General features: G+C 45.8%; 17 protein-coding genes. 4 read left to right on the forward strand and 13 right to left on the reverse strand.

The window, feature by feature from the left end; genetic code table 11:
* The 7 genes from C170_RS06470 to C170_RS06500 form a co-directional block, all read right to left on the reverse strand.
* Positions 1-1,802 (reverse strand): dynamin family protein (locus C170_RS06470; protein WP_200868490.1); only part of this gene is annotated, 1,802 nt, incomplete at its 3' end.
* A 308-nt stretch (positions 1,803-2,110) separates the two neighbouring features.
* Complete coding sequence (locus C170_RS06475; protein WP_017687779.1) at positions 2,111-2,383, reverse strand: hypothetical protein; 273 nt, start codon at positions 2,381-2,383, stop codon at positions 2,111-2,113.
* Positions 2,384-2,406: 23 nt separating this feature from the next.
* Positions 2,407-3,102, reverse strand: a complete 696-nt coding sequence (nth, locus tag C170_RS06480; RefSeq protein WP_036607558.1) for an endonuclease III — start codon at positions 3,100-3,102, stop codon at positions 2,407-2,409.
* A gap of 163 nt (positions 3,103-3,265) precedes the next feature.
* Positions 3,266-6,004 (reverse strand): S-layer homology domain-containing protein, encoded by a 2,739-nt coding sequence (locus C170_RS06485; RefSeq protein WP_036607560.1) that lies wholly within the window; start codon positions 6,002-6,004, stop codon positions 3,266-3,268.
* 72 nt (positions 6,005-6,076) lie between these two features.
* The gene (locus C170_RS06490) at positions 6,077-6,757 is read right to left on the reverse strand and encodes a GerMN domain-containing protein (protein WP_036607562.1); all 681 of its coding nucleotides are present in this window, start codon (positions 6,755-6,757) and stop codon (positions 6,077-6,079) included.
* Between the two features lie 35 nt (positions 6,758-6,792).
* The gene (locus tag C170_RS06495) at positions 6,793-8,202 is read right to left on the reverse strand and encodes an N-acetylmuramoyl-L-alanine amidase family protein (protein WP_036607564.1); all 1,410 of its coding nucleotides are present in this window, start codon (positions 8,200-8,202) and stop codon (positions 6,793-6,795) included.
* A 258-nt stretch (positions 8,203-8,460) separates the two neighbouring features.
* The gene (locus C170_RS06500) at positions 8,461-9,867 is read right to left on the reverse strand and encodes an N-acetylmuramoyl-L-alanine amidase family protein (RefSeq protein WP_036607566.1); all 1,407 of its coding nucleotides are present in this window, start codon (positions 9,865-9,867) and stop codon (positions 8,461-8,463) included.
* A gap of 276 nt (positions 9,868-10,143) precedes the next feature.
* On the opposite strand from C170_RS06500, the gene C170_RS06505 reads away from it, so the two are divergent.
* Genes C170_RS06505 through C170_RS06515 form a run of 3 tightly spaced genes read left to right on the forward strand, consistent with a single transcriptional unit; the run spans position 10,144 to position 13,424 of the window.
* Positions 10,144-10,818 carry a response regulator transcription factor gene (locus tag C170_RS06505; RefSeq protein WP_036607568.1) on the forward strand — a complete coding sequence of 225 codons (675 nt, stop codon included), beginning with the start codon at positions 10,144-10,146 and terminating at the stop codon, positions 10,816-10,818.
* Positions 10,803-11,900, forward strand: a complete 1,098-nt coding sequence (locus tag C170_RS06510) for a HAMP domain-containing sensor histidine kinase (RefSeq protein ID WP_036607570.1) — start codon at positions 10,803-10,805, stop codon at positions 11,898-11,900. Before C170_RS06505 ends, C170_RS06510 begins: the two co-directional genes overlap by 16 nt.
* A gap of 51 nt (positions 11,901-11,951) precedes the next feature.
* Positions 11,952-13,424, forward strand: coding sequence for a serine hydrolase domain-containing protein (locus C170_RS06515; RefSeq protein ID WP_036607572.1), 1,473 nt, complete (start codon positions 11,952-11,954; stop codon positions 13,422-13,424).
* Between the two features lie 199 nt (positions 13,425-13,623).
* On the opposite strand, the gene leuD is transcribed toward C170_RS06515, so the two are convergent.
* The 5 genes from leuD to C170_RS06540 form a co-directional block, all read right to left on the reverse strand.
* On the reverse strand, positions 13,624-14,226 hold the full coding sequence (leuD, locus tag C170_RS06520; protein ID WP_036607574.1) for a 3-isopropylmalate dehydratase small subunit: 603 nt from the start codon (positions 14,224-14,226) through the stop codon (positions 13,624-13,626).
* Positions 14,227-14,257: 31 nt separating this feature from the next.
* Complete coding sequence (leuC, locus tag C170_RS06525; RefSeq protein WP_036607575.1) at positions 14,258-15,679, reverse strand: 3-isopropylmalate dehydratase large subunit; 1,422 nt, start codon at positions 15,677-15,679, stop codon at positions 14,258-14,260.
* A 372-nt stretch (positions 15,680-16,051) separates the two neighbouring features.
* Positions 16,052-17,509 carry a glycoside hydrolase family 1 protein gene (locus tag C170_RS06530; protein ID WP_036607577.1) on the reverse strand — a complete coding sequence of 486 codons (1,458 nt, stop codon included), beginning with the start codon at positions 17,507-17,509 and terminating at the stop codon, positions 16,052-16,054.
* Between the two features lie 45 nt (positions 17,510-17,554).
* Positions 17,555-18,394: a BglG family transcription antiterminator LicT gene (licT, locus tag C170_RS06535; protein ID WP_036607579.1), complete on the reverse strand. Its 840-nt coding sequence runs from the start codon at positions 18,392-18,394 to the stop codon at positions 17,555-17,557.
* A gap of 36 nt (positions 18,395-18,430) precedes the next feature.
* On the reverse strand, positions 18,431-20,329 hold the full coding sequence (locus tag C170_RS06540; protein ID WP_036607582.1) for a beta-glucoside-specific PTS transporter subunit IIABC: 1,899 nt from the start codon (positions 20,327-20,329) through the stop codon (positions 18,431-18,433).
* Between the two features lie 361 nt (positions 20,330-20,690).
* Here C170_RS06540 and C170_RS06545 point away from each other — a divergent pair, with 361 nt between their 5' ends.
* Positions 20,691-21,611, forward strand: a complete 921-nt coding sequence (locus C170_RS06545; protein WP_036607891.1) for a LysR family transcriptional regulator — start codon at positions 20,691-20,693, stop codon at positions 21,609-21,611.
* A 234-nt stretch (positions 21,612-21,845) separates the two neighbouring features.
* Here the strand turns inward: C170_RS06545 and C170_RS06550 are convergent, their stop codons facing one another.
* Positions 21,846-22,031, reverse strand: a complete 186-nt coding sequence (locus tag C170_RS06550) for a hypothetical protein (RefSeq protein WP_017687767.1) — start codon at positions 22,029-22,031, stop codon at positions 21,846-21,848.
* Position 22,032 lies beyond the last annotated feature (1 nt).

The raw sequence follows: 22,032 nt of genomic DNA on the forward strand, positions 1-22,032 counted from the left end.
CCCCCCCCCCCCGCCGATGGCCCAGGCACCGCCGCTGCGGCTGCGCGCTGCGCTGGCGGTGCCTCTGGCGTCTGTGGCTGCGCAGCCACAGACGTTGACGTGCCCGCATGCGAACCGGGAGCTTCGCCCGGTTCTGGCACCGCGGGCACGTGCGGGCCCTTCACCTCCGGCAATAGTCCGGAGGGGAGGGGGCCCGCATGGGGCAGCAGGCTGCGCAGCCCTGCTGCCTCTGCGGCGGCGCTGCGCTGGAGCGCCGTGTAGCGCGCCGCCGCCGCGGATTGCGCCAGCAGCGCTGCGCGGCTGGCGTCCAACGCCTGAAGCGCGGCTTCGCCTCGCGCTGCCAGCGCTTCCAGCATGCGGTCGGCCAGCATCATGGCCGACCTGCGATAGCGGGCCTCAATCTCGCCCCGCACATCTTTACTGAACTGAATCACATACTCTGGAGATACCTCTGCACTGGCACTGCGTTTCATCTCCAATAGTGCTTCATCTACAGCAGGCAGCTCCGTATTAAGCGCCTGCTCCCACTCCGCTCCCCATAGCTGATGGGATTCACCGAGCTGTCTAAGCATCGTACGAATATGTACCTCAACTTGTCCGGAAGCCTGATCCTGTAACAGTCTGACCAGCTCAGAAGCACGGCGTTGTTTCTCCTGCTCGGTTTTGCCACCAGAGAACAATAAGCCTACCCTGAAACCTGGTTTGCAGCTCTCCAAATAGGCGGCAGCCGACGCACGAATATCCGCAGGTGTAAGATTTGCATTTGCCAGAAGAGGTTCCAGCTCTGCCCGGAATTTCTCGCGCACTCGCGAAGGCCCGGTACGAATGTCTGCTGCTTGTTGATCAAGAAGCTCCAACTCTCGTTCCAAACGTTCAATTCCTTCCTTGCCACCAATCTCATCCAGCAGGGAATTCTCTTCGTCTTCACGTTTCTCCGCTTCTCTCGTCAGATGTTGCTCCGTTACATGACTGGCCGAACTTGCCAAACTGTGCGTAATTAACGCTTCCTTCTCTTGCATCATGTGTCCAATGAGTTCCGGAAGCACATCCCACTGGTTGTAGCGATGCTGCTTGTCGCGGAGGGAAGTAAACAACAGTCCGTCATATCTGACTTCCCAGGCCGCAAATATAGCTTCGACACCTTCGGTATATTGGTCAAAAGAGAGCTCACGCTCCCGATGCTTGTCGATCTGGTTCACGATCAAAAACAGCGGTTTGCCCCAATCCGACAGACTCTTGGCAAATGAAAGGTTTGTCTCGGACTGGACATGATTATAATCCATGACATAGAAGACCACATCGGCCAGATGAAGCGCTGAGTGGGTTGCGAGACTATGTCCGCGATCTGTTGAATCCACACCTGGTGTATCCAGCAGGACAGCATCATCTTTCAGCAGAGGAATATCATCCCATACCTCAATCGAGCTGTAAGCTCCACCATTTTTGCAATACGCCTCCAATTCCTCTGGAGAAACTTCAAGTGTCCCTGCTCCATTGTCAGCGCTTACGTTTGGAGTAGTATAAATAAGCGCTCTTGGCTTACCATTACGTATGGATACCACATTCGCACTTGTTGGCACGGGACTTGAAGGCAGCACCCGCTTACCGCATAAACTGTTGATGAGACTCGATTTGCCTGCAGAGAAATGACCACAGAACGCAATCGTCAGATGTTTCATTTCCGCCTTGCTGATTAAATCCGTTATAGCCTGTACAGCCGTATGGTCCCCTGTCTGCTCCATCGCTTCACGCAGCGGAAGCAGAGGTTTGGCCATTTCTTTTGGGTAATCTGTTCTGGACATGACTGGCCTTCCCCCTGGCTCCTCTAATTTGACATCCGTTTCGACGTCTATCTCTTTTACAACATTTATTTTAACATTATCAAGTTTGAATTTGAACGATTGGAATTAAATATACATAAATGAACGTATAAGTCCTATAATCTAAAAAAAATAAAACCGAACAAGTCGGTTTTATCTGTAATACGTTTTATACTCGGTATTTAGCAAATGCTTACGCCAAGTGTCTGTTGCATGAATGCGATGCGATCATCTTAACCACAACGATCATCATGACATTAATACAACAGAACCAATAGTGTAATCACTTCTTATGAAACTGCGTTCTCCATGGAAGGCAGCAAGATTTCAAATACTTGTCCATGTTGCAGAATTGTAATGTCTCTGCCTTTGTCTCTCATAACAACAACTTCTGGTTTAACGGACATACGCTCCAGATAATGTTCAGGTACGTCGCCAGAGTGGCTTACTGTGATGCCTTCTACTTCTTTTTCTTCATTTTCAGCCATTTCCTGTTCAACGATTTGTTCAAAGATATCGGAGAAGGCCTCAAAATTGTCAGTGTACACGGAAATGCATTTCATGATTATTCATCCTTTTCTGCTCATTAATTTATTTTTCGTTTTCGGGTGGTGACACGTTCCTTATCTTTCCTGATTTGGGACGTTTTCATACGTTTTTTCCCTTCCCTGCATATGTCCAGCAATGGACAGATATGACACGCAGGGTTCTGTGCCTTGCAATGGTAGCGTCCAAAAAATATAAACCGGTGGTGAGTTAAAGTCCACTCGTCCCGGGGTACGCGCTTCATTAGTTTCTTTTCGACTTCAAGTACGGAGTCATCCCAACCTGCAAGCGCCAGCCGCTTGGATACACGTTCAACATGAGTATCTACCGCAATTGCCGGTACTCCAAACGCATTGGAAACAACTACATTCGCGGTTTTCCGCCCGACACCTGGTAGCGTCACAAGCTGATCATGTTCCTGCGGTACATCACCGCCATACTGCTCTATTAAAATTCGGCACATGTTCTGAATATGCTTGGCCTTGTTCCGGTACAAACCGATTCGCCGAATATCCTGTTCCAACTCTTCGAGAGGAACTGCCAGATAATCTGCTGGGCTTCTGTACTTTTGGAACAAATCTGCAGTTACCTTGTTCACCGTTTCATCGGTGCACTGGGCAGACAAAAGGACAGCTACCGTCAATTCAAATGCATTGCTGTGATTTAATTCGCAATGTGCATCAGGAAACATTGCTTCCATAGTTTCGAGTATATGTCTAACCGTCGCTGCATTCATGAAGAGCTACCTCCCACAAAATGACTCCACTCTGCGGAGCCTTACTTCGAAGCTTCATCCGAGTACTTTGCGGGGACCTCAAAAAGCTTGCAAAAAAAACGTCTTGATGCGGGAAAGATCCCGTATCAAGACGGTCATTCTTTTGATCCTCGAAAAGAAACGATTACTGTTTTTGAATCTCCAGAATAACATTGTTCAGGAGATACAATACAATATTATCATTATCTCTGAGAGATTGCACGCTTAAAGTATTGTCACCCTGGTGAACAAATACACTTGATCCGAGTGCAAAACGATAGTTTGTATCTGCTGTCGTTTCCCGTTTAACCAAAATCTGGTTACCCACGCCATCATAAGACCAGAATTGTTTGCTCATAACAGTTAGTACTCTGAAGCGTGTGGAATTATCCGTATCTTTTGTCATTTCCACACGATCTCCGACCGTAAGACTAGTCAATGAAGTTAATGTGGAGCCAGATTTTACGACTTTAACAGAACCGCTAACAGGCACGGTTTCAGTCTGGCCGTTAAACTGTTTGAGCGTTACAGATGAAGCATCCACCGCTGTAACTTCAGCCAGCGTACGCTTCACGACTTGAACCGCTTTTGGCGTAGCTCCTTCAAACGTTACATTGATCAGGTTGCCTGCTGTCAGTTGTGAAGGCGTGATCGTCTGACCACTCTCTCCTGTCAGTACCGCTTGATCCACGTAGAACTGACTTGTCAACAGATCGGATTTTACTCGAATACGACTATTTGCTTCCAAGGCAACCACTTCGAATTGAGCCACAGTGTTCAGTGCAACCTTCTGCACTACATCCTGATTTGCTCCAAGCGTTACGGTCACTTTGTCACCAATCTTCAAATCTCCCAGACTTGCGCCCGATTTGTTATAGATCTCAACCGTAGGTGCTGTAGTATAAGGCACTGTAATCGTCTGATTACCAGACAACACACTGATTTTTCTGCCCGTTGTGTCAATGTTGCTGATCGTACCTTCATACTTGTAAATCACTTTAACGGACAACGCACGTGTTCCCACATAGGTCAGATCCAATTTGCGACCATCATTTAAAATCGACTCCAGACCAGCGAGTGTAGGTTTGGTCGTATTGTAATCCAGTTTGGTTTTCTCATCCAATGTAAATACAAACGGTTTTTTGTTGTTGTCCAACACGGTAAGTACCTTTGTTTTGCTGTTGTAAGATACAACCGTTACTCCGTTCATAGGTTCCATTTGACGTCCAATCACCTGAATACGCGTTACCTGGTCGTCAGAGTTCAATGTCAACTCCACCTGATCCCCGTTCGTTGCATCCGTGATGAGATCATTCAGCGTTGCATCCTGAATGCCATTGATAATAACTTCCGGCTTTTCAGTCAGCAGTTTCGCCTCAAGGGAACCCCCTTCACGTTTGAACGTTAACGTGGACTGGTTACCACCGATCTCAACCAATGTTCCGCGCACAGATTGCTCCACACCTTGAGACAATGTAATAGTTTGCAAAACGCTGTCCTTTACGGTGTATTTCACGGCACTGCCGGCTTTGAGATCAGCCACTGACATGATACGGTTTTGATATGTGATAAGCAGATTGTCATTGTATGCAAACTGTTCTGTAGCACCCGCTGCATTGACAAGTTTGATCGTTTTGCCAGAAGTGGATACTTCAGCAATTACGCCATTGTCACTCTTGTTAACAATGCCGGATTTCACACGAATAGCAACTGTTTTTTTGTCAGTCGAGAACGTCTCACGCTGTACTTCGATGATGCTATCTGCCGTAATATCGGACAGTTTGATTGCATTACCATTCTGATCGATGAATGCAGTTGCCTCATCATAACTGTACGTTTCGTAATTCTCGCCCACAAAGATACCAATTTTATTACCAGACAATGAACGTGCAAATGTACCTTCAACACTTTCCACCTGCGGTGTAGCATCAACAACTTCTACATAGGAAGCCCCACCTGCAGAACCTACAACCATAACTTTTGTATACAGCTTCACATCTGTGGCGGAAGCACGAGTTTCACTGTCTTTCGTAAAGTAAGGCGTACTGCTGTTCACTGCGAAGTTAACGGCTTTGCCGTCCACAACCAGCGTGATCTGCCCATCTTTCAATCCTGTCACATAACCCGTGGATGTGTTCGGGTACGTTGTATCCGTTAACGATTCACCACGACTGAAGAAGGTAGCCAGTTGAGCACGGGTTACGGAACCACTTGGATTGAATTTGTTGCCTTCCACACCTTTGGCCAGATCCAGGCTAACAGCCAGATTGACATAACCTTTACCACTTTCGGAAATACTTGCATTATCAGCAAATCCGGTAGATTGATTGTTTTGTGCCTTTGCTTCAGCATCCTTGTCCAATGAACGGATTAACAATTTGGTAATCCATTCCCGTGAAGCTGGTTTTTGACCCCAGGAGGTCTTGGATACATCCACCGTTGATTCTTCCGTTTTGTCAATCAGTCCCAGTTGAAGTGCCAGCGCGACATATGGCTTGAAATAATTTCCCACTTCCATGTTTGTCGGTAATGCCGCAGCCGTGTCGGTATTCAACTGGCCCTCTTGATTCATAAAACGAATTGCCATCGTTACAGCTTCTTGCTGTGTTACCGCGTCTCCTGGACGGAACAGGCCGTTGTTACCGAGAAGAATACCTTGATATGCCAGTTTGTACACATGTTTCTCAGCCCAGTATCCGACCTTGATGTCACTGAACAAACCAGTTGGTGCAGCCGTATTTGTTATTGCAGCAGTCTGACCCTGCCCCGTTTCTGTTGATTCTGCTGCCATGGCAGCTCCGCCGGCGCTAAGGGCCATCATGCCTGCAAGCACGGCTGATACTACTTTTTTAGAGTGTGATGTATGGTTATATTTAAAAGTCACCTATGATTCCCCTCTCTCATGTAAAACGACCCATATTCCGTGGATTCACGGTACAACAGTATGCTGTACCGCCTATTCGGATCTTGTCATTGGATGTTCAAGATCCACATGGCCCATCAGACTCTCCGTCTGCTGACCATCCACCAGTAAATCAAGTGATTTTACTTCATCAAACTGGAAGAACGTTTGTTTTAGAGCATCCAGCGCATAAGATTCTCCACCTGCTCCAAGACGTGCCGTATCTGGCATATGAATATCCAGCGCAAGAGCGCCATCCTTGAACTGAACAGACTTCAATTCAATTTCTTTAGACCACAGCGGAACAAGTTTAGCGTCTTTGCTCTGTTGCAGTGATTCAAAGGCAGCTTTATATTTGGCATCATCCGATGCGTATGAAATCTCTGCCGAAGCTTTGTGCAACTCCAGTTCTTCTTCATCCGTATAGAATACAGTGATCGTTTTCTTTTCATTACTTTCGGAAGTTGCCGGCTTCTCCGTAGACGTTTCGCTTGGCGGAGTAGTTGTAGTCGCTTCCTCTGAGCTGCCTTCCTCCGTGGATTCTGTAGGCGTTGTATTCTCTTCAGGCTCAGCAGTTACCGGTTCGGTAATTGTTTCACCTTCAACCTCGGTCACATTGTTTTCAGTTCCTGCGCCTTGCGTCTGATTCGGAGCAGCTGTTGGCTTGCTTCCACATCCAGCAGCAACTGCCATAACCGTTACCAGCAAGGCTGCAATCCATATTTTCTTGTTCATTCTAACTCCGCCTCCTCAACATAAGGGCTTGTCCCTTATTTAATTCCCAGATACTCCTTGATTCCTGCAACAATCCCTTTGGCAACACTGTTCTGGAAACTCTCAGTGAACAGGGCTGCTTCGTCGCTCTTATTGCTAAGGAATCCACCTTCCAGCAGAACTGCTGGCATTGTCGTTTCACGGGTCACATGGAGACTTGCCGTTTTCACTCCACGATCTTTCAGTCCGGAAGACTGTAAAAGATACTTGTGCATCACTGTAGCAAGTGCTTTGCTGTTGGAGCGTGTATAGAATGTCTCTACACCGTTCGCAGCAGCAGGGCCACTGTTAGCATGAATGGAGATGAAGATATCCGCTTTTATGTCTTGCGCAATCTTCACACGTTCTTTCAATGCCAAAAATGTATCATCGCTGCGCGTTAACACAACGTCAATTTTGGATTCTTTTTTCAACAAGGCTTCCACTTTCAGAGCCATTGCCAAATTGAAGTCTTTTTCGCGTTTACCAGTTACACCGATTGCCCCAGGATCATGATCTCCGTGACCTGCATCGATAACGACAACTTTTTTGCCATTATTACCAACTGGAGGAGCAGGTGTACCACTTTGATTGTCGAGGTTAATCATAACCAGTCCGGAATCATTTTGCACACTGTACCCTTTTGAACTGGACAGATCGATTACAAAACGAATTGTAGATGGACTGTTGCTGTATAACGAGTAACGAATCTTCGACACATCCGGATAACCGCTAACGACGAGTTGTCCATTCTGGTTGCTGTCTAGAGCCTGTCCTTCACTGAACGAATCAGCAAATGCGGTATTCGGCAAGTCTATAACGATTCGATCTGGTCCTGTCATCGTGAAGACGTTCGGCTTCGTACTTCCGCTTGTTGCAATCATGAAGCGGTTGTCGCTAAAGCTGATGCCGTTCACCAGTACAAGACCTTCTTGATCCGATCCTCCGCCTTCATTGCCAGAGTTCGGAGGTGTGGTTGTCCCGTTTCCGGAACCTGAATTCTGGGTAACTAATGTTACCGTCTTCGTGGTATTGTTCCAACCCACCTTAAGACCCATTTCCTCACCAATAAATCGGAGAGGTACGAGCGTAGTACCATTTTTCACGAGTGGCGGGGCATCCAAGTTTACGTTACTGCCGTTCACCGTTGCCGTCTTCTGTCCAACAATCATCTGCATGGCAGTGTTGTCTTTGCTAATAGTCACTGTTTGCGTTTGCTGCTTCCACTCCACGCTATATCCAAGATTTTCGGACACAACCCGGATCGGAACCATCACCTTGCTGTTGATAATTTCCGCTTTTGTATCCGATGGCTGTACGATTTCTTTTCCGTCTAGGATAATTTTCGTGTCTGTTGCTGCGTGACTATAGCCCGGGAATACGAGCCCAAAGACAAATAACAGTACCAAAAAACCGAACTTCTTCATCCTTCACCCCTACCATTCTCATATTTTTTTGCCGCATGTTGTCATTTTCCAACTCCGACTGACCGCTTGGGCATTACCAGACACCTATTAGACGCCCCTCGCTCTCAAAAGTTGCGAATATATTCCAACATAACAGAAAAAAAACGTTGTCAGATCAAGCTTTTTTTACATTTTAATGTCTTCTTTTTTCCTTATTTATCAAATATACATCTCTAAACAACGTGATACCCTAACCTTCATATTTGCGCACAATTCAATTTACAGTCCCAAAAATTCAACAATTCCGTCCACAATCGCCTGTGCACATTTGTCCTGGTATTCTTCCGTGAGCATGACTGCTTCATCTGTAGGGTTACTTAAAAAACCAAGTTCAAGTAACACAGCAGGCATGGTTGTTTCACGCGTCACATGCAGACTAGCCGTTTTAACCCCACGATCCTTGAGTCCTGTTACCGGTAACACATATTTGTGAAGAGTGTCAGCCAAAGTTTTGCTTTCTTTACGACTGTAGAGCGTTTCAATGCCGTTTGGTACCGGTGTAGTGAATTTGTTTCCATGAATGGATACAAAAACATCTGCCTGATTCAATTCAGCAATATCCACACGCTGTTTGAGCGAAAGTTCTGTATCATCCTGGCGTGTAATGACCGTTTGAATATTTGAGTATTTTTGAAGGGTTGCCTGTACCTTCAGTCCTACAGCCAGATTGAAATCCTTCTCATAAGCTCCTGACAAACTCACTGCACCCGATTGACGACCACCATGTCCCGGATCAATGACCACAATCGTTTTGCCATCATTGGTAGGTACTGCCGGTTGGCTTGTCGGTTCTCCACTCGTGGCTGTCAGGTCAACGAGCAAGACATTGTTATCTCCAACAGACCATTTGGCTGTAGCCGTCTGATTCAGATCCAGAACGACACGCACGGTAGAAGGCGATTTACTGAACATGGCATACCGAACTTTGGAAACTATGGATGAATCCGTAACGAGAATCTGTCCACTCCCATCCGGGTTAGAGGCTTGTCCCTGAATGAATTCCTCAGAAAATGTCGCTGAAGGCAGATCAACAATAATTCGGTCTGGCCCACCAATACTGGATACTTTGGGGCTAATATTACCGTTTGTTGCTACAATCAAGCGATCTCCGCTGAAGCTGATGCCTTGAAGCTCTGTCAAACCATCCGGGACAGGTGCCTCGACGGGGTCACTGTCACCTTCCGTTTCAACTACGGGAGGAATACTATATAGGCTTACTGTCTTGGTTCCATTGTCCCAGCCAACACGCAGACCCATGCCTTCCCCAACAAAGCGTAACGGAACAAGCGTAGTTCCCTGTTTGATCAGTGGGGGCGAATCCAAGTTCACCACGTTTCCATTCACTGTAGCTGCATCTTTGCCAGCCGTCATTTGAATCATGCTGTTTCCTTTTTGAACCTGGACTGACTGAGTTTCCTTCTCCCACTTCACCTTATAACCCAGGTTCTCGGATACAATTCGAATTGGAACCATGACCGTTTTCCCGATATTCTCTGCAGGTGCACCCGTCTGCTGGTTAATGGTTACACCGTCGAGTACAATCGAGGGAGTGGTGTCTGCATGGGCCATGACTGGGAATAAACATAGGAACAGAAGAAAAACGACTGCTGCCGACCATTTTTTCATAACTCATCCACCATTCTTTTTGTCTTTTGAACATCCGACCTGATTCTCTGCAGCGTAACATCAATGACAATATGTAACCTTCCATAATCTACTAATCAGTTTATCAGATATTGTCTGATCATCCGGTTACAACGTTGTCATATTTAGTCGGAAACTGAGTGGCAAAAAGGTTACTTTCTCCATTCGTCCAGTTCCCAAAATCATATGGAAATTACATTCCTCATCCAGTTTTGCTATGCTGAGTTCAAATACTTGAATACAGGAGATTGAGACTTGATGCCTAAAATACTGATCGTGGACGATGAAGCAGATCTTCGAAAGCTACTGACTGATTATTTTGAAATTAACGGATATTCCGTGATGACGGCCAAGGACAGCAGGGAAGCGCTGCGGAAAGTGGAAAAACAACCCGATCTCGTTTTGTTAGATATCAACATGCCTGAACAGAACGGCCTTCAATTATGTGAAAAAATTCGCGACTTTGTCTCTTGCCCGATCTTATTCTTAACGGCTCGAATCGAAGATGCTGATAAAATAGCAGGATTTCGTGCCGGAGGCGATGACTATATCCTGAAACCTTTCAGCATTCGCGAGTTGGGCGCCAGGGTCGAAGCACATATACGCAGGGAACAACGAATCCAAACTAAATCTTCGGTAAGGTTTAACAATGAATTGGTCATTGATTATACGGCCAGGGAGCTCTACTACCTGGATAAGCGAATTTCACTGCCCAAAAAAGAGTTTGATATTGTCGAATTGCTGTCCACGCATCCTGATATGGTGTTTGGAAAGGAACGCATATACGAAAAGATTTGGGGCATGGACGAGCAAGGTGACAGTAACGTCATCGCAGAGCATATCCGGCGAATTCGCTACAAATTAAAGGAATACGGCTGTGATAATCAAATCGAGACCGTTTGGGGAGTAGGGTACAAATGGCCAAGTTCATGACTAGACTCCTGTTTTTAAAGCGATTGTCCTTGCTACAATCTTTTATGCTGTTGTGTGTGGTCACACTCATTGCCGTGCTTGCCGTTATAACTATGGAGTTTGCTTGGGCGGAGAACCTGCGGCTGCGTTTCGGAGAAACGGATTGGGTGATGCCCTCCCTCGTCACGGCGGTTCTGCTCACCGTAGCGACTGGTATTGTCACCATGGCCGTTCTATTTTACAGATGGAAGCTAAAACGTCCGCTGGAGCTATTAAAACGAGCATCCAAGAACATTTCGGCCAACGATCTAGACTTCCGCATTTCCTATGACAGCCAGGATGAGATGGGCGAGCTGATCGCGCTATTTGAAAACATGCGCTCACAATTGGAAAAAAACCTTAAGACACTTTGGCGTTCGGTTGAAGAGCGCAAGCAGATCAATGCTATTTTTGCCCATGATCTGAGAACACCCCTGTCCGTGTTAAAAGGAAACGCCGAGCTTCTCTCCACCTATCTTCCTGAGAAGAAGTTGTCGGAAGAAAAGGTGTTGGACTTGATCCATACTATGAACCTTCACATCTTGCGTCTGGAGAGTTATGCAGAGGCCATGAACTCCATTCAGAGGCTGGAGGATGTGCCGTTGAACTTCCAATCGATGGATACGATCTCATTGACGGCTTTGCTGGATGGCAGCGCTGAACAAATCGCGAAACAGTTCGGTATTCGTTTCGTCTCATCCGTGGAATATGATAATGCCTCAGTACATGTAGATCCCTATCTCGTCATGCAGATTTTCGAGAATATAGTGGCTAATGGGGCGAGATACGCAGCCAGTCAAGTGAACGTTCACTATGACGTTCAGGGAGGCATTATGAAGATTACCGTCTCAGAGGACGGTTCTGGTTTCTCTGAGGAAGCCCTGAGTAAGGCTATGCTCCCTTTTTACCGAGGCGAAGTATGGGATGCAAGCGAACATCGCGGGCTGGGCCTTTACGTTTGCAAGGTGTTTTGCGAAAAACATGAAGGTAGTCTTCAGATTGCAAACGGTCCTAACGGAGGTGGAAGCGTCACGGCAAGTATTCGGACCCAAGTTGATAAATAGTTGAAAATGATCTGATAACATCTCCTTATCTTGAATTCAAGGAGTGTTATCATGCTAAAACTGAAAAAAAGAATGTATATCACAATTAGCTGTTTGTTGTTATGTACCGCGTGGGCGTCCCCCTTATCCGCCAATGAAGCCAGAGACAGGACAGAAGTGCTGCAGGAGATCGACGAATATATGAATCGGAGCATGAAGGCCAATTACATTAAGGCTGCTTCACTGGCGATTGCCAATAACGATGAGGTCTTTTACGCAAAAGGCTACGGGACATTGGCGGACGGCCAGAAGGTTACGGGCAACACCCCTTTTCCCATTGCTTCACTAAGCAAGTCCTTTACTGCATTAGCCGTTCTGCAGCTGGTGGACAAGGGTCAGATCGACTTGGATGCGACTTACGCTTCCTATTTTCCAGAGCTTTCTCCACAGGACCCCCACGTTCTTGATATCACGGTCCGTCATTTACTGAATCAGACGAGTGGTCTCAATGACAAGATTAATCCCGATATGACAAAGACTCCGCAATTCCAATCACTGGCTGAAGCGAACCAATTATTAAACACGGTTCAACTTGCCCATATCCCCGGAACAGCCTACAGCTATCATAATCCCAATTACGTGCTTCTGGCGAACCTCGTGGAAAGTGTTAGCGGAGAGCGCTTTTCGGATTATCTGAAAAAACATATTTTTGAACCGTTAGGAATGAATCATACCTTCAGTGTCAATACAACGCAGCAATTCTATGAGAATAATACTATCCCGCTAGGACACTACCTGAGCTTGGGACGCGCTATAAGTCAATCCGAACCGCTTTGGTTCATTGAGGGCCCCGCCGGCATCGTTTCAACCGCAGAGGACATGTCCCTATGGATGCTTTCCCAATATAATGGCCGCCTCGTTTCCCCTGTGCTGATGAAACAATATCATGCCTCAGGAGCGATCGGTCCGTACGGCATGGGCTGGCTTGCAAACCAAGATGCGTCTAACGGCCAAACGATCTCCCACAGCGGCATTTTCTGGACCTACAAGTCCGAAGAACAGGTTTATTTGAACGAGCAAATGGGCATTGCCGTAATGTTTAATTCTGGTATAAACGCTTATGTGAATTACTCGGCATTTATTGATGGAATAGCGGATATTATGAGGGGACAGGAACCTCAAACCTCTTTTGTAAACGGTCGGAATATGGAAATGATCATGATTGCGCTGATCGTCGCTACGCTTGCATGGGGCATCTACGGCTATTCTCGCATACTTCGGAACTACCACCGCCTAACGATCAGCAAATTGATTATGATCACGGTTGGTAGACTGATCCCGGTTCTAATTCTCTTATCTCTGTCCCCCTTGGTTACGTTTATCGGCGGAGGACGTGTGCTGCCTTGGTTTGGCATCTGGACTACCCTATCAACTCCAATCATATGGCTTATGGTATGGTCACTTGTGAATTTCGTGCATTTGGCTTGTTATATCTACGTCTATTTTCAGAATACAAAAAACGACCCATTGGAGCTACCTCAGTAATCGATTTTTAGGTTCCTCTATTTAGTCGGCTGTTATAGTATCTGTTGAAGTATTCGGTCAAGAAAAATCAGGAGTTCTATGTATAGCTGACTTATTAAGCTAATTTAGCTTCTGAAATTACAAAAAGCTTCTGTCTCACCGATGGGAACAAGGTCCCTTTGGCGAGGCAGAAGCTTTCTGTTATGCAATACTTTAACGATTAACCGAACAGTTTTGCCGCGTGGCGTTGTTCGTAAGCAGCGATCTCATCATCATGTTGAAGAGTCAGACCGATATCATCCAATCCTTGCAACAGGAATTGACGACGGTGCTCATCCAGATCAAAATCGATATGCAGTCCGTATGCATCAGTAATCGTTTTGTTTTCCAGATTTACATTCATCTCATAGCCTTCATGTGTCGCTGTACGTTGGAACAAGTCTTCAACTTGCTCTTCTGACAACTTGATTGGCAAGATTCCGTTCTTAAAGCAGTTATTATAGAAGATGTCTGCATAAGAGGGAGCGATGACACAACGGAATCCATAGTCCAAAATCGCCCATGGCGCATGCTCACGGGAAGATCCACAGCCAAAGTTGGCACGTGAGATCAGGATGGATGCCCCTTCATAACGAGGTTTGTTCATTTCGAAGGAAGCATTATTGTTGCCCTCTTCATCGAAACGCCATTCATAGAACAAAAATTGTCCAAATCCGGTACGTTCAATCCGTTTCAGGAACTGTTTTGGAATGATTGCGTCTGTATCTACATTGACCCGGTCTACCGGTGCAACGATGCCTTGTAATGTTTTGAATTCTTCCATATTAAACGTTCTCCCTTCTGTCTGTTATAGATTAGATCGCTGCTTCTGTTTTGAAATTCCAATCCCGTACGTCCACAAAGTGACCCTTAACCGCTGCTGCTGCCGCCATTGCCGGAGAAACCAGATGCGTACGTCCTCCGCGTCCTTGGCGTCCTTCAAAGTTACGGTTGGAAGTCGAAGCACAACGTTGTCCTGGCTTCAATACATCCGGGTTCATCGCCAGACACATACTGCATCCCGCATCCCGCCATTCAAATCCGGCTTCCGTAAAGATTTTATCCAAACCTTCTTGTTCTGCCTGGATTTTAACTCGTCCTGAACCTGGTACAACAATTGCTGTAACCTGACTGGATACCGTGTGACCTTTAGCCACTTGTGCTGCTGCACGCAGATCTTCGATCCGACCATTGGTGCATGAACCGATAAATACATAATCAATTGGAATCTCGGCGATTGGTGTTCCCGGTTCAAGTCCCATATATTCAAGCGCTTTTTCAGCCGCTTTGCGTTCGTTTTCTGTAGGCAATTCAGCTGGAACAGGAACTTTCGAAGAAATGTCGGTTCCCATACCTGGGCTTGTTCCCCAAGTTACTTGCGGAATCAATGTCTCCACATCGATTTCAACAACATGGTCGAACTCGGCACCTTCATCGGTTACAAGTTGTTTCCAACCCTCTACCGCTTCATCAAACTTCGCATCCGCTGGTACGTATTCACGTCCACGCAGATATTCGAATGTTGTTTCATCCGGCGCGATCAATCCTGCTCTTGCTCCACCTTCGATGGACATGTTGCAGACCGTCATACGCTCTTCCATGCTCAACTCACGGATGGATTCGCCTGTGTACTCAATAACATAACCTGTTGCAAAGTCTGTACCGTATTTGGCGATGACTGCGAGGATCATGTCTTTTGCGGTTACACCCGGGTTACGTTTGCCGACAAAACGAACTTCCATCGTTTTGGCTTTTGCTTGTTGCAAACATTGAGTTGCCATAACGTGCTCAACTTCACTTGTTCCGATTCCGAATGCCAGTGCGCCAAACGCACCGTGTGTGGACGTATGACTGTCACCACATACAATCGTTTTACCCGGGTGAGTCAGACCCAGTTCAGGTCCCATAACGTGTACAACGCCTTGATCAATCGTGTCCAGATCATACAATTTCACGCCGAAATCACGGCAGTTTTGCGAAAGTGTATCAATTTGTTGTTTGGAGATAGGATCTGTAATGTTGAAACGGTCTTTCGTTGGAACGTTGTGGTCCATTGTTGCAAATGTCAGTTCAGGGCGACGAACTTTACGTCCGCTGAGACGAAGGCCTTCAAATGCCTGTGGAGAAGTTACTTCGTGCACCAGATGCAGATCGATATACAGAATGCTTGGTTTGCCTTCTTCTTGATGAATTACGTGATTTTCCCAAATTTTCTCAAACATCGTTTTTTTACTCATCATTTTCACCTCATTATAAGTTCGGTCCTTGGAAGAGCCTCGTGTTTTCTTTAAAAAGTGAAGCTCTTGAATGACATAAATATATCACCCTGTCCTTCATTGTTCCAAGATATAATATCTATAGATGTAATAGGTTTAACCTATAATGTGAGAAAGACAAATAAACCACTGCTCATCGCAGAGGTTTTAATTGATAACAATTATCATTATCAGATAAGTCTTATACTACGTTTCCGCTGCTTCGCTGTCAATGCTTTTTATCTAGAACATAAAAAACAGCCCTGAATCCAGAGCTGCTTTGCTAGTTTCTGTTATGAAATGAAAATTATCATATCAACGCCTTCTATAGAGAGTACTTGTCCGACTACTGTATTACAAACCGTTATTCGCAATCACATCTTTGTACCAATAGAAACTCTTCTTGCGTTTTCTCTCCAGTGTTCCATTGCCGTCATTATCCTGATCTACATAAATAAAGCCATATCGTTTCTCCATCTCTGAAGAAGAATAACTTATCAGGTCAATCACTCCCCAACTGGTATAGCCCAGCAGTTCAACACCGTCCAGAATCGCCTCATGCATCTGTTCAATGTGAGAGCGGAAATAATCAATACGATAATCATCCTGAATGCTACCATCAGCTTCAATCGTGTCTACCGCTCCAATTCCATTCTCAACGATAAACAAAGGCACCTCGTAACGGCTGTACAGTTCATTTAGTGAGATGCGCAGACCTACCGGGTCAATCTGCCAGCCCCAATCATTCGTTTGCAGATACGGGTTCTTCACCCCTCCAGTTGTATTGCCACTCACCTGCTCCAATCGGTCGCCATCCACACTTGATACCAGGGACATATAATAACTGAATGAGATAAAGTCCACAGTGTGTACTTTCAAAATCTCTTCATCTCCCTCAAGCATATCCAGGTTAATCCCTTTTTCGGCAAAAAACCTCTTCGTAAAGTACGGATACGCTCCACGCACCTGTACATCCGTGAACATAAGATTGAATTGATTATCCCGGGAAGCAACGAGTACGTCTTCGGGATTACATGTATGAGCGTACGTTGTCAGTTTGGTAAGCATACATCCGATCTGGGAACCGGGAATGATCTCATGACAGTATTTCACTGCGAGAGCACTCGCTACAAATTGATGGTGTAACCCCTGATATACGGCCTGCTCCACATTTTCGAATCGCTCCGGAACAATACCACCACTCGTAAACGGATGACGAACAATGCTGTCAATTTCATTAAATGTAATCCAATACTTCACTTTGTCCTTATAACGGGTGAACACGGTTTTACAAAAGTGAACAAAATACTCGACGACTTTCCGATCCGTCCATCCACCGTGGTGATTCACCAGATACATCGGCATCTCATAATGCGACAACGTAATTAAAGGTTCAATCCCTTGTCTCAGCATGCCATCAATAACGCGGTCATAAAACTGCAAACCGGCTTCATTCGGCTCAGTTTCGTTGCCATTCGGGAAAATTCGGGTCCAAGCAATAGATAAGCGCAACGTTTTGAGACCCATCTCCCCAAACAGGGCCAGATCCTCCTCATAGCGGTGGTAAAAATCAATGCCTCTGCGTTTCGGATATTCTCTGTCCGAGGTAGACTCCATCGCAGTTTTGATCTGTTCTTCATTGATCGCATTATGTTTTTTATACTCACTCTTGGCTACACCTTTTCGATAGATAGCAATGTCGGCTGTAGACAGACCTTTGCCATCCACATTCCACGCTCCTTCTGCCTGATTGGCAGCAATCGCTCCTCCCCATAGAAAATCTTCTGGAAACGTTCTTGTTGTATTGGTCATTGTGTATTCCTCCTTGGATTATCTCTGTAACTCTTTCATTCTTGCTCAATTGCGACTCATGACCCGATTGATATGAATAATCAAATACATCATCTCTTCATTGGAGATCGTATGTTCAAACCGAGCTTCAATATAATCCTTGATTAGCAATACGCAGGCTTCCTCCTGCGGATATTTACTCGCGATCTGCTCAAAGAGCTCATGATCCTGCGTGTTTAACGTTTTATGTTCAAAAAGCCGTTGAATGAAAAACTGCAAATGGGTCAAAAAGCGTGAATAGTTGATGCTGTGTGTATCCAGCTCCACGTGATAGTGAATTTTGATAATATTGAGTACATCCTTGACGGTATTGGTCATCATCATGACCTGATTCATATTGTCATCATTCTGCTGCGCATTAACGAGATGAAAGGCAATATTCGCCGCTTCCTCTTCAGGCAGGGAGAGTCCAAGCTGTTTTTGAATGAGAGACAGACCATGCAACCCGATACTGAACTCCTGCGGATAGAACTTTTTCACTTCCCACAACATTCGGTTCTGGATCGTCATATTGTCCTTGAATCGCTTCATGGCCATATACAGGTGATCTGTTAAGGCGACATAGAGATGATCACTCAGATGGCGGGACAATGTATGTTTGGCGTGGGAGATGATTTCATCAGCCAGAATCAGATATTCTTTTGGCGTTTCCTTCATCAGGGCGGTGAGATCCGAAGAGATCGTTTCATTTTCAAGGACATAGATCTTCTCGATCTCATCCTCCCCCACGACATCTCCCGGTTTGCTCCTGTAGCCGATGCCCTTTCCCATCACAATAATTTCCTTGTCATCCTCACCACGTCTGGCAAGAACAATGCTCGAATTTAGTATTTTTATGACTTCCATATCAGGCTGCCTGCCTTTCATTCATATTTCAGCGGGTTATAACACCGTAATTAATGGTTTCCCCGGTCCTGTTGTCGCCGCAGATTCATTGCCCAGCACCTCCAGATAATCCGATGAATTGGTCACAATTACAGGGGTCGTGGTGTCATAACCTGCGGCTTGTATAGCTTCAAGATCAAATTCAATCAGGAGTTGACCATGAGAGATCTGTTCTCCTTCATTCACTTTTACATCAAAATGCTGGCCTTTCAGTTTCACCGTATCCAATCCGACATGAATCAGAATTTCTACACCTTCTACCGATCTCAGACCGATGGAATGTTTGGTACGGAACACCGTCTCAACGGTACCATCAAACGGGGCAAACACCTTGCCAACACTTGGCTGAATGGCCATACCTTGTCCCATAGCTTCTTGCGAGAAGGCCTCGTCCTTCACCTCTCTTAATGGCAGAACTTTACCTTCCAATGGAGCAAAAACGATCTTTTTCGATTTGATCCCTTTGGATGGCTGGATTTCAGATTCGCCTCTCGCTTTGTTTGTAGGACTGCCTGCTATCGACACTGCTGTTGGAACAACATCCTGAAATCCAATGACATATACAGCGACAAACGCGACAATGGCAGAGATCAGCATGGTAATGATCGCATAGATAATATTCATATGATCTTCACTGATAAACATAGGCATAGATGCAATCCCCGGACCCACGGCAGCATATGCCTTGAGATTCACAATACCTGCGAACAACCCAGCGACTCCGGCGCCGATCATGCAGGCAAACAGCGTTTTCTTGAGCCTTAAATGTACACCGTACAGAGCAGGTTCCGTGATACCGAATACACCTGAAATTCCTGCAGACAAAGCGACTTGTTTCAGCTTGATGTCTTTGGTTTTGAATGACACCGCCAGTGCGCCTGCTCCCTGCGCCATATTGGATGCCAGCATCGCGACCAGCACCAGTGTTTCATATCCAGGTGAAGCCAAGGCTGCGAAAATAATGGGATAAAATACTTTATGCATACCGAACATGACAATCAGAGGCATCAGTATAGCCATAATGACAACGGTCAACCATCCAATCTTATCCTGAATCCAATAGATCAGGTTGGACATTCCCGTTCCGAGATACATCCCCAGAGGTCCAAGTACAATCAGGGCAACTGGAGCAACAATGAGAATAACAATCAAAGGTTTAAGGAAAATTTTGACCGGTCCTGGTGAGATCTTGTCCGCGAACTTTTCAATGTAAGACATGAACCAGACCGTTAAAATAATCGGTACCACGGATGTCGCATATTGAACGGATGCAACAGGTATGCCAATAAAGAAAACCGGATCTTCACCGCCAAGCAGACCAATCATATTCGGGTGTAACATGATTCCACCAAACAGAACGGCAACAAAGGGGTTGGTTTTAAATCTATTTGCACTGGAATAAGCCAGTAGAATCGGAAGAAAGTAAAAGGCAGCATCAGACATGACACTCAAAACGGCATATGTTTGGCTCTCTTTAGACATCAGGCCGGTCACAGTCGCCAGTAGCAACAGTGCCTTAAGCATGCCCGAGGCAGCAATGGCTGGGATAATAGGTTGGAAAATGCCTGCAATGACACTGGCAAAAGTATTAAACAGTCCTCTGGGGCTATAATCCGCTTTTTGTTTCTCCTGAATTTCGTTTGATTGCCGAGTATCCATCATCTTGGCAAGTTCATTGTAGACGTACGCGACGTCATTACCGATAATAACCTGATATTGTCCGCCGCTATTCACTGCGCCAATAACACCATCAAGGCTCTTAATTTCTTGGGTCTTCGCCATATCCGGATTCTTCAGGGTAAGTCTGAGCCTGGTAGAGCAATGAATTAACGTGTTGATATTATCATTGCCACCGACCAGCTCCATAATCGATTGGGCTAATTGTTTGTGATTCATGGTGCACCTCCGTTTCTTGATGGGAACAAAAAAAGACCTAAAAAGGGTAGGAAAAGAGAAACTCTTCCCACCCAATCTAGGTCTTGCCTGCCGAACAGTAACACGCCATCGTTGGATGAATGTTATTCAATTATATGAACGAAAAAGAATATGAACATTTGAAATGGTTCTGTGCTAACACTTGAAACTGGTACACATGAAAACGTTGATTTTGTTTTACCCGGGTAAGTGGTTCTTATTAAGCGTTTTCAAAATTAGTATAACAACTCTTCTGATGGAGTGCAAGCGGTTAAGCGAAATTAATGATTTCTTCATCTGTAATGATATAATGGTGGCATAACGAAAGGAATGACCGATGACGATGGAATTCAGACAACTTCAATATACGCTGCAAATTGCGGCCGAACGCAATTTCTCCCGGGCAGCAGAGAAGCTACATATTGCCCAGCCTTCATTAAGCCAGCAATTATCCAAATTGGAAAAAGAATTGGGTGTGCTACTGTTTCAGCGTAATACAAGTACCGTGGAGTTAACCCATGCGGGTGTTACGTTTGTCGAGCAAGCCCAGAAGATCGTAGATGCTGTGGAGCTATTGCGTCAGGAAATGTCCGATATCTCCCAGCTTCGCAAAGGTAAAGTCGTTGTAGGCAGCATGCCGATCACGGGATCACACCTGCTCCCACACGTGCTTCCTGCGTTCCAACAAGCTTATCCCGAGATTGAGGTTACCTTATTGGAAGACTCCGGGCTTACGCTTGAGAAATTGACAGCAAGTGGCAAAGCAGATCTCAGTCTGTTATCTCTTCCTTTACAAGAGCCAAGTCTCGCCTATGTTGCCATTGGAGAGGAAAAGATTGATCTGGCAGTTCCCCCGAATCACCCTTTGGCACGCAGGGCAGATCCGGAACATCCGCTTCCTGTGCGAATTGAAGAGCTTCGGGATGAACCGTTTGTTGTGTTGAAAAAAGGGCAGGGCTTCCGCAAACTTACATTTGATCTCTGTGAGCAGGCTGGTTTTGATCCCCAAGTTGTGTTTGAGAGCACAAATATTGAAACCGTTCAGTCGCTGGTCGCCACTGGTATGGGCATTACACTGGTTCCACGCTTTATCGCCCGTGCGCCGCGCAGTGAGTTCGTGCCTGTGTATGTGCCACTTGCTGAGCCTACTCCTAGCAGAACACTTGTTGTGGCTTATCGTCAAGGAAGAGTGCTGTCGAAGGCAGCCGAAGCATTCATCCATACGTTTCAACAAACCGTGGCCGAACTGTCAAAGGGAGACTAAAAAATTTCTCCTATGGGTATGGGTACATTTCATACTGAAACAAAACAAAGGCTTGACCCTTATGGGCCAAGCCTTTGTCATATACTCGTTTCCCGCATCCGCAGGATAGAGTTCTTACATTGCAATCACAGTAACTGGTTACAGTACAATGTTGCTTGTTAAGTTGTTTAGCTACAATGCTAATTTATAATGTTAACGTAGAAACGTACATAAGAAAACTTCATGTCTGGCGGTTTATTTACGCAAATTACGATCGCTTGTCAGCCTGTTTTGCTGATTCATTACACGGCCTTCGTCCTGAACAGTTGAATCAGGGGGTGATAGCCCTCCTGCTCCATTCTCTAAGAATGCCCTTAAGTGATCTTCCCTTGTGTTATCCTGTTCCAGTCTCCTGAGCGTATCTTTCACATGGTTGTCCATT

The sequence above is a fragment of the Paenibacillus sp. FSL H7-689 genome (genome assembly GCF_000517905.1).
Classification (GTDB): domain Bacteria; phylum Bacillota; class Bacilli; order Paenibacillales; family Paenibacillaceae; genus Paenibacillus; species Paenibacillus amylolyticus.

What these genes read in the sequence shown, in the direction of transcription:
- C170_RS06510 (WP_036607570.1), top strand. Translation starts at nt 10,803, where the DNA reads ATGGCCAAGTTCATGACTAGACTCCTGTTTTTAAAGCGATTGTCCTTG.
- C170_RS06540 (WP_036607582.1), bottom strand. Translation starts at nt 20,329, where the DNA reads ATGAATCACAAACAATTAGCCCAATCGATTATGGAGCTGGTCGGTGGC.
- nth (WP_036607558.1), bottom strand. Translation starts at nt 3,102, where the DNA reads ATGAATGCAGCGACGGTTAGACATATACTCGAAACTATGGAAGCAATG.
- C170_RS06515 (WP_036607572.1), top strand. Translation starts at nt 11,952, where the DNA reads ATGCTAAAACTGAAAAAAAGAATGTATATCACAATTAGCTGTTTGTTG.
- C170_RS06545 (WP_036607891.1), top strand. Translation starts at nt 20,691, where the DNA reads ATGGAATTCAGACAACTTCAATATACGCTGCAAATTGCGGCCGAACGC.
- C170_RS06505 (WP_036607568.1), top strand. Translation starts at nt 10,144, where the DNA reads ATGCCTAAAATACTGATCGTGGACGATGAAGCAGATCTTCGAAAGCTA.
- C170_RS06500 (WP_036607566.1), bottom strand. Translation starts at nt 9,867, where the DNA reads ATGAAAAAATGGTCGGCAGCAGTCGTTTTTCTTCTGTTCCTATGTTTA.
- leuD (WP_036607574.1), bottom strand. Translation starts at nt 14,226, where the DNA reads ATGGAAGAATTCAAAACATTACAAGGCATCGTTGCACCGGTAGACCGG.
- C170_RS06475 (WP_017687779.1), bottom strand. Translation starts at nt 2,383, where the DNA reads ATGAAATGCATTTCCGTGTACACTGACAATTTTGAGGCCTTCTCCGAT.
- licT (WP_036607579.1), bottom strand. Translation starts at nt 18,394, where the DNA reads ATGGAAGTCATAAAAATACTAAATTCGAGCATTGTTCTTGCCAGACGT.
- C170_RS06490 (WP_036607562.1), bottom strand. Translation starts at nt 6,757, where the DNA reads ATGAACAAGAAAATATGGATTGCAGCCTTGCTGGTAACGGTTATGGCA.
- C170_RS06495 (WP_036607564.1), bottom strand. Translation starts at nt 8,202, where the DNA reads ATGAAGAAGTTCGGTTTTTTGGTACTGTTATTTGTCTTTGGGCTCGTA.
- leuC (WP_036607575.1), bottom strand. Translation starts at nt 15,679, where the DNA reads ATGAGTAAAAAAACGATGTTTGAGAAAATTTGGGAAAATCACGTAATT.
- C170_RS06550 (WP_017687767.1), bottom strand. Translation starts at nt 22,031, where the DNA reads ATGGACAACCATGTGAAAGATACGCTCAGGAGACTGGAACAGGATAAC.
- C170_RS06530 (WP_036607577.1), bottom strand. Translation starts at nt 17,509, where the DNA reads ATGACCAATACAACAAGAACGTTTCCAGAAGATTTTCTATGGGGAGGA.